Consider the following 2,640-nt stretch of genomic DNA (forward strand, 5'->3'; position numbering starts at 1 on the left):
GGTTTTGCGGCCAACAGTAGCCAGCCGCCGAGGCGGAGCCCTGACAGCTTCGGCAACCAGGCTATTTGCCAGTCCGGCAACGCCTGAGATTTCGCGCCAAGCGCTTCGAGCGCCGACCAGCAGAAAATAATCGGCCAACCGGCGATTGCATTTGGGATCGTCGGGTGCGGAATCACGCGCATCCCTGCGCTTCTTCAGCTCAGCAGTGCCAACCAAATCGAGGTGACGTGCATGAGAGGCACGTCAGCCCCGTTTGAATTACGTCTCCGCCAAGTCGCCCAAAGCATCGATTAGCGGCTGGATCTCGCCTTCATAATTCTTCCAGCGCTTGACAGACGATTTGTAGATGGGTTGGCGAACCTGCCAGCGGCTGGGCGTGTTGACCGAACCATCCCTGTCGAAAAAACGCAGGCAGGCGTCATCCCAGGGCAGCCCAAGGTAATCTATGAGGCGGCGTGACTGCGCCTCCTGATCCTCGACGAGCGTTTCGTAGCGGTTTTCGAAGATCAGGCCCGGGAAAACCTCGTTCCAATGCTGCATCAGACGGTCATATTCGCGATAGTACAGACCGAGTGTCTTCAGGTCGGTGTTGTAACTGTGCCCCTCGCCGAATTTCAAGACATAGCAAGAGACGCAATTGTCGATCGCGTCACGGCGGCAATGGATGATCTTTGCGTTGGGGAAGAGAAGGCCAATCAAACCGATCAGTTCAAAATTATGCGGCATCTTATCGACGATCCTAAGTGCCGCGGGCGCCCGCTCCTTCAGATAGGACAAATGCTCCTCGGCCAATGTTCGGGACAAGCCTTTTGTGATCGACGCGACCGCCGAGTCCAAATCTCCGGCTGACGACCTTCTGAGTTCAATCGCATTCGCCACCCGCCTAAGCTTCATTAGTTCGCCCGCGCCGTGTACATCAGGATGACTGGCGCAGATCTGTTCCGTAAGAGTTGTGCCTGAGCGAGGCATGCCGACCACGAACACGGGAATTTCCGAAGGATTTCCGTAATCGGCCTTGGCAGCCAGCATCTCAGGCGTGAAGGTCGCAATCAGTGAGTCTATCCAGCGACGGTATTGGTCGATATCGAAGTTGCGGCCTGATGCCTGTTTCGACTTGTTGAAATGGTCGAATGCATCCTTATAGCGTTTGAGATCATTCAGCACCTTGCCGGCCGCCAGATGAAGGTTCTCGGCACCATCCGGTTCAAGCTTCGGATTTCCAAGTTCGCCAAGAATGGCTTTGAGCTCCTTAGGCTCTTCGGTGAATTTTTGTGTCTGCACGAGGTCATTGTACGCCGCCGGCACCTTGATACGACGTTCGATTGCCTCCTGAAGATAGGCGGCAGCTTCAACCATCCGTCCCACGCTGGTGAGCGCGCGAGCCAGTCCGATCCGCACCTTTGGATGATCCCGGTTTATTTTTAGTGCCTTCTCATAAAGCGGCAAAGCCATCTCAGGTTTGTCAAAGTCGATATAAGCGTCCCCCAATGCACAAAGTGCTTCGATAAGATCTGGCTGCAACTCCAAGGCGTATTGCATATGTCTGATTGCTGGCGAATATTCGCTGACCTTCACATAGGCCGAAGCCAGCCCAAGGTGGTAGTAAGGGTTTTTTGGCTCCTCGCCGACCGCGCGTGCGAAATATCGCAAGGCCGCCTCATCGTCGTAGCCCAGGCACACGGTCCCCAAGATATACAGGGCAAGTGGATGGTTGGGCGTACGCGCCAGAACTTGCAGGCATAAGTCCTGAGCTTCGCCGAGCCGTTTGACTTGCTGAAACTGATATGCCTGCTGCAGCAACGCCTCGTCGGCCTGCGCACGCGAAAGCGAATTCGCTTTCGGAAGATTCGGTTGCGGGAATTTGGGTTTCGGTCCGGTTTGGACCTTCAGGTGCTTGGACCAGGCAGGCGGCAGACGATTGTTCATTGCGTCTCGCTAGCAAAAAGATACGCAGGAATCCAGCGTTACGATTGCGGACCGCCGGGTGCTTGCACGGCCAAGTCGGCCACGCTAGCAAGAAGGCCCTTTTTCAAGCGAGCTTCCGCCATGCACCAGCGCCCTCCCCTCATGCCGCTCATCGCAGCGCTTCCTTCGACGGTGCCGTTTGTCGGCCCCGAAGCGCAGGAGCGCGAGCGTGGCCGCGCTTTCCGCGCCCGCATCGGCGCCAATGAGAGCAGCTTTGGTCCCTCGCCGCGCGTCACCGCCCGGATGGCCGAGATCGCCGGCGACATGTGGATGTATTGCGATCCCGACAATCACGATCTGAAGGTGGCGGTCGCCGCGCATCACGGCGTAGAGGCCGAGAACGTCGTTGTCGGCGAAGGCATAGATGGCCTGCTCAGCCTGGTGGCACGCATGTATGTCGCGCCTGGTGACGCGGTGGTTACCTCGCTCGGCGCTTACCCGACCTTCAACTTCCACATTGCCGGTGTCGGCGGGCGGCTGGTGACAGTCCCTTACGAGAACGACCGGGAAAGCCTGGATGGCCTGCTGGCGGCGGTGCGTAGGGACAAGGCCCCGCTGGTCTATCTCTCCAACCCCGACAATCCAATGGGTAGCTGGTGGGAGGCGAGCGAGATCATCCGCTTCATCGAGGCGCTGCCGCAAACCACCATGCTGGTGCTCGACGAGGCCTATGGC

General features: G+C 57.9%; 3 protein-coding genes. 1 reads left to right on the forward strand and 2 read right to left on the reverse strand.

Annotated elements, in window-relative coordinates:
* Together EN906_RS37850 and EN906_RS30215 are read right to left on the reverse strand one after the other, a co-directional pair.
* Window positions 1-182: hypothetical protein (locus tag EN906_RS37850; protein ID WP_206529208.1), on the reverse strand; the 182-nt coding region annotated here is incomplete at its 3' end.
* A 76-nt stretch (window positions 183-258) separates the two neighbouring features.
* A complete protein-coding gene (locus tag EN906_RS30215) occupies window positions 259-1,926 on the reverse strand; it encodes a sulfotransferase (protein ID WP_127268657.1) in 1,668 nt (555 codons plus the stop codon).
* 120 nt (window positions 1,927-2,046) lie between these two features.
* Between EN906_RS30215 and EN906_RS30220 the strand changes: the two genes are divergently transcribed.
* On the forward strand, window positions 2,047-2,640 hold a 594-nt coding region (locus EN906_RS30220; protein ID WP_127375607.1), incomplete at its 3' end, for an aminotransferase class I/II-fold pyridoxal phosphate-dependent enzyme.

The sequence above is a fragment of the Mesorhizobium sp. M7A.F.Ca.CA.004.06.1.1 genome, assembly GCF_003999135.1.
Lineage (GTDB): Bacteria > Pseudomonadota > Alphaproteobacteria > Rhizobiales > Rhizobiaceae > Mesorhizobium.